Below are 5,322 nucleotides of genomic sequence, written 5' to 3' on the forward strand. Positions count from 1 at the left end.
GCCGCTTTCCACGCTGGTGTTTGGCAGTGTGTACGCATCCAAAGACGATGGCGGCGTAGGCCCTTGAGCAGCAGCAGGTGCCGCGGATCGGTGGGTGAACGCTAGAACTCCGGAATCAGGTGCTCATAGAAGCCGCGGGCTTGCTCGTGCTCGCTATGCACCATACGTAGTAGGCCACAACAGCCGCTTGATCGACCTCGGTGAACACAAACACGCGGTTGGTAGCGGCTCATGCCGATCAGCTCATTCACGCCAGACACTCCTTACATCCAGCCGATCCACCAATCGCCGACCTGCTTCACAACAGCGGTGCAGGTACTCACAGCTGCGGCCTCGTTGGATTCAAAACTATCTAAATCACCCTTACCCGCACGTGGCGATCTAAGAAAATCCAAGAATTAATACTACTTCAGTGCTCAATGCCAAGGGAGGTGATGGCGTGAAGGTCTTGCTCAGCGGCGTTGCGCCACGAGCACCATCACGGCGGGCAGCTCCTGGCCGAGCACGCCGTAGCTGGGTGCGGCGATCCAGTGGATGGCGGCGTCGCTAAGGCCGGCGCTGCGGGCCTGGTCGAGCAGCTCCCAGGCGGGGATTTGGTACACGAGGCTGCCCTGCTCGGGGTGTACGGGGTCGCCGTGGAACTCGGGCTCCATCAGTAGCTCCGCTTCGCTGGCCACACCGGGGGTGGCACCGGGGCGGTGGCGGGCCTTCACGATGGTGCCGATCCGGTCATACGCGAAGGGGCAGGTGGAGATCAGGAAGCCACCGGGGCGCAGGATGCGGGCGATTTCGCTGAGGGCAGCGGGGAGATCGTAGAGATGCTCGAACAACTCATTGCAAACCACCAGATCCAGGCAGGCCTGGGGCAGGGTGAGCTCGCAGAGGTCCTGGTGGGGGAAGTGCTTGCGCTGGGGGTCGGCCCGGTCGGGCATGTATTCGCTGCCCAGCAGGTTGGGAAAGAGCTGACGCAACACGGAGGCGAAGGGGGTGATCGCCTCGGGGCAGTAGAGCTCGAGCTGCTCTACAGGGGGGATCCGGCCAGCCTTGAGCAGCTCCTGCAGCACTAGCAGCACGGCGCGGTGCCGCGACAGGCAGCCGTTGTGAATGAGGGTTTCGCGGTAGTTGGCGCCAGCCAGGCCAAGGGACGCGGCGCTCACCGCGGTATCGGTGAGCGGATCGACGATGCCGTTGAGGGCAATCAGCCGCAGGGCTTGCTGAACCTGGCTGGGCCAGAGGGGCAGGCTGCTCTGCAGAAAGGCCTGAAAAGCCGGAAACTCGGTGAATACCCGGTGCTCCACATGGGGTGCCCGGGCCGTGGGAGCAATGTGGACAGGCTGATCATCAGCTACAGCCACTGGTTTTTTGCTTTTGGATGATTAAGGTATCGCCTAATTGAGCAGGCTGCCCATCACCGCCACAAGTGCCCATAGCGATCCCCAGCAGCTGCAGGGGGAGATCGCCGGCCTGCAGAGCCAGCTGGAGGAAGCGCGCGACGAGGCGGAGCTCAACCTGCTGATGCTGCAGCAGGCGCAGGAGGAGCTGGAGTTTTACTTTTTGGCCCACCAGCAGCAAGAGCAGACGCTGCAGAGCCAGCAACAGCAACTGCAGCGGGCCGAAGCTCTGATCCAGGCCATGCTGGAGCGGCTGGAACAGCAGGGTTAAGCCAGGGCGAAGCGGGCCTCGTAGTCGCTGAGCCTGCGCTCGAGGCTGCTGAGTTCGGCGGCGAGGTCAGCCGAGCTGGCCGTGTCGGCAACGGGCTGGGGTAGCGATCCCCCGAGCGCCTGCAGCCGGGCCGTGGCCCTCTCCAGCAGCGCTTCGAAGCCGGTGGCGGTTGGCTGAGCTGCGGGTGCGGGGGCTGGCGCGGGTACCTGTTGGCTCTGGCCAATCTGCCCAGCCTGCCCAATCTGCTCGCGCAGGCTGCGCAACGGCTGCCACTGGGGGTCGTCGACCAGGAGACGCTCCAGCAGCGCCAGGGCGGCGGCCTGCTCGCCGCGGTTGGTGAGGCTGCGCACCTGCAGCACGCCGGGGCCACGGCGGGCCTCGCGGCAACGATGCTCGAAGATCTCGGCCGGGGCGCTGCTGGGATCGGCCTGGGCGATGCGGATCGCCTCAGCCCAGGCGTCGAGGGCGGCGGCGACATCGCCGGCAGCCACGGCCTGGCGGGCGGCCACATCGAAGAACCAGGGATTGCTGAGGGCCTCAGCCGGCGGATCGGCCAGCCAGCGGCCGCTGGCCTCCAGTTCGCCGCGGGCCAGGGCCAGGTCGGCGGCGCGGATGCGGGCCAGGGGCCAGTGGGGGCGGATGGTGGCCAGCAGCTGCCAGAAGCGGTTGCTGGCCGCGGGTTCGGCGGCGATCTCGGCATCGCTCACCAGCCCCACCAGGGCATCCCCCAGGGGCGGCTGCAGGGGGGCGGCCCCTGGCAGGGCGCTGGCCCGGCCCAGGATCAGCAGCACATCCAGCAGGGGCGGCTCGAGGACGGCGCGCCAGTCGGCCTGGAGCTGGGGGAGGAGCTGCTGCCAGAGGGCCTGGCTATCGGGCTGGCGCCAACTGCGCAGACGCTCGGCCAGGGCCAGCAGGGCTGGATCGGCTGGGGCCGGGGGCTCCGGCGCCGGCCAGAGGCCCCAGGGGTCGGGCACCAGGGCGAGGTAGGGGGCGAGCTGGTCGGCTTCTAGAACGGCCAGATCGGCCTGGCGCCGGTCGCCGGCCAGAAGCCAGGCGGCGGCCAGCTCCAAGGCGGCGGCCCCATCCCAGCCCGCAGCGGCCCGGGCCTGCTCAGCCTGCTGGGCCAGCTCGGCGATACGCCCGCGGCGCCCCAGCTCGAGCAGATCTGCGGCGGGCATGGATCAAACGCAACGGCCTGGGCAATTGTGACGCGATCTGGGGGGCAGGAAAGTGGTTGCCATCCCGCCAGCTCGGCCAGGCCCAGAGCTTCCACGCCTGGCGCCAGGGGGAAGCGACCATCCCGGGGGATCACCACGAAACAGTGCTGGGGGTCGAGGTCGACGCGGGCCTGGTGAAAGCCTCGGCTGAGGGCCGGAGTGAGGCTGCGCTTCACCTCGATGGCCCAGCGCTCACCACCGGGGTGGTCGATCACCAGATCCATTTCGGCGCCGCCGGCGCAGCGATAAAAGAACGCCTGGCAATGCTGCTCTGTTGCCAGTGCTGGCTTGAGGCCGCCGGCTACGGGCAACAGAGAGCGCCCCAGCCGCAGCCTGGCCTCCTGCCGCTCAAAGAGCAGATCAGAGCAGAGCTGCTCCAGCCGCTCCAGAGGAGCCGGGCGGTGGGCCGAGGCCTCCTCGCACAGGAACTCCAGGGTGCGGAAGCAGTAGGCGTGATCACTGCAGGGCAGGGTGATGCGCTGGATCATCAGGATGTGCGGTGCCATGGGGCGCCAGCGAAGGGCGGCTAAGCCCCGTCAGGGGCCTTCTGAGACCTGCAGGAACAAGGCCACTAAGGCCGTGTTGACGTAATAGTTGCTCCGACCAGACTTGTGTTTCTCCAGGAAACCTTTTTCCAGCAACTGCTCCAGGTAGTCGGCGGCTGTCTGCCGGGTCACGCTCAAGTCATCCCGGACGAATTGAATCCTGGTGTAGGGGTGGCGGAAGAGATTGTTCAGCAGATCCTGGGAGTAGAGCTTCGGGAGATGGGTGCGCATGCGCTGCTTCACATCTGCCATCTGCTTCCGGATTCCTTCCACCAGAGCAAGGGTCGTTCTGGAGGTCTTCTCGACGGCCTTAAGCATATAGAGCACCCAGGCCTCCCAGTCGCCCTCTTCTCTGACAGATTGGAGCAGCCGGTAGTACTCAGCTTTGTGCTGGTTGATATGGCGGCTGAGGTAGAGGATTGGGATGTCCAGCAATCCTGTTCTGGTCAGGTAGAGAACGTTCAGGATGCGCCCGATTCGGCCATTTCCATCGGCAAAGGGATGGATGCTCTCGAACTGATGATGGATAAGTGCCATCTTGATCAGTGGATCGAGTTGGCAGATCTCATCATCGTTGATGAACGCCTCCAGTGATGACATTGCGGTGATGATTTCGTTGCGGTCCTGTGGAGGCACGTAGATCACCTCCCCCGTCCTGTCGTTCATCAGGGCGGTGCCTGGCGTTGAGCGAAAACCATCGCTGCGTGCCTTCAGGAACCGGTACATGTCGATGAGCGTGGCGTTGCGAATCAATCCGCCCGTGTCCAGCAGCTGCGTCAGCCCGAGCTTGATGGCGTCCCGATAGCGGGCAACCTCCTTGGCCGCACCCGATTCCAGACCGTCCGGGAACAGGCCCAACTGGAACAACTCATCTTGGGTCGTGACGATGTTCTCGATTTCGGAACTGGCCTTGGCCTCCTGCAGTGCGAGGGTGTCGATCAGGATCCCTTGGTTGGGGATCGTGGCCGCCCGTCCCTTGAGCTCTGCCAAGGCGCGGTTGGCGGCGGCCAGAGCCCGCATGACCGCCACTGTTTCCAGCTCTTGGGCAGGAGGCAGCGGTTGCAGGAAGCTGCGGGAAGCTGACACGACGCTTGGCACCAGTTAAGAAAACGCCATTTTGCTGACGTGTTTTGACAATAGGTGGCCCTAACGCCCTTCCTGCTGACAACACGGCCGGCACAGGCCGCTTCCCGGCACGTCGGAATCATCACTGGCCATAGGGAGGCGCAGCGCAGCCAACACACCAGTCCGGCTGACTGGCGCAGCCCTTGAGGCCGCCCGGACCATGAGGAGGGCTGCTCGTAGCTGATCCAATTAGCGCCGGTGGGGAAGAGCCGCAAACTGCCTGGCGATTTGAGCGCATACCCCCAGCCGCCGCGGTAACGGCCATGAAGCGATTCCCTGCTGCCAACCGCTTCACCTGATGAGACGATTAGGCTGCAGTAATGGCTTCATCCTGGATCTGGCAGCAGCCCGACTGGCCCCAGTTCCGCTGGAAGGGCTCCGCTCTGGAACCGAGGCTGGAGCAGGCCCGCGCTGCACGCCAGGAGCTGCTGAGCCGGCTGGAGACGTTGGAGCCCCCGCTCGATCGCGAGGCGATCTCGGCCTTGCTGGGCCGCGAGAGCCTGGGCACGGCCGCCATTGAAGGCGAGCTGCTCGATCCCGGCCAGGTTCGCTCTTCAATCGCCCGCCGGCTGCGCCTTCCCTTGGCCGAGGGGCAGCCGGCCGCCAACGCCCAGGTGGAGGGCCTGCTGGATGTGTTACTGGAGGCGACCAGCAGCCTGGAGTCGCCCCTCACCCTGACGACGCTGAACCACTGGCACCAGCGCCTGTTTGCCGCTGGCCCCGATGGACTGCGCGCCATTCGCATCGGTGCGCTCCGTGATGAGGCCTCGATG

5 protein-coding genes are annotated in these 5,322 nt (G+C 65.5%); 2 read left to right on the top strand and 3 right to left on the bottom strand.

Annotated features, from left to right (window positions below; all coding sequences use genetic code 11):
• Positions 1-452: 452 nt before the first annotated feature.
• A complete protein-coding gene (locus KBZ15_RS18605) occupies positions 453-1,355 on the bottom strand; it encodes a class I SAM-dependent methyltransferase (RefSeq protein WP_255016565.1) in 903 nt (300 codons plus the stop codon).
• Positions 1,356-1,392: 37 nt separating this feature from the next.
• Between KBZ15_RS18605 and KBZ15_RS17835 the strand changes: the two genes are divergently transcribed.
• Positions 1,393-1,662, top strand: coding sequence for a hypothetical protein (locus KBZ15_RS17835; RefSeq protein ID WP_255016566.1), 270 nt, complete (start codon positions 1,393-1,395; stop codon positions 1,660-1,662).
• On the opposite strand, the gene KBZ15_RS17840 is transcribed toward KBZ15_RS17835, so the two are convergent.
• Positions 1,659-2,840 (bottom strand): hypothetical protein, encoded by a 1,182-nt coding sequence (locus KBZ15_RS17840; RefSeq protein WP_255016567.1) that lies wholly within the window; start codon positions 2,838-2,840, stop codon positions 1,659-1,661. The genes KBZ15_RS17835 and KBZ15_RS17840 overlap by 4 nt on opposite strands.
• Before the next feature lie 575 nt (positions 2,841-3,415).
• Positions 3,416-4,510, bottom strand: coding sequence for a Fic family protein (locus KBZ15_RS17845; RefSeq protein WP_255016568.1), 1,095 nt, complete (start codon positions 4,508-4,510; stop codon positions 3,416-3,418).
• A 359-nt stretch (positions 4,511-4,869) separates the two neighbouring features.
• Between KBZ15_RS17845 and KBZ15_RS17850 the strand changes: the two genes are divergently transcribed.
• Positions 4,870-5,322 (top strand): DUF4172 domain-containing protein (locus tag KBZ15_RS17850; protein WP_255016569.1); only part of this gene is annotated, 453 nt, incomplete at its 3' end.

It is taken from the genome of Cyanobium sp. BA20m-p-22 (genome assembly GCF_024346275.1).
Classification (GTDB): Bacteria; Cyanobacteriota; Cyanobacteriia; order PCC-6307; family Cyanobiaceae; genus Cyanobium_A.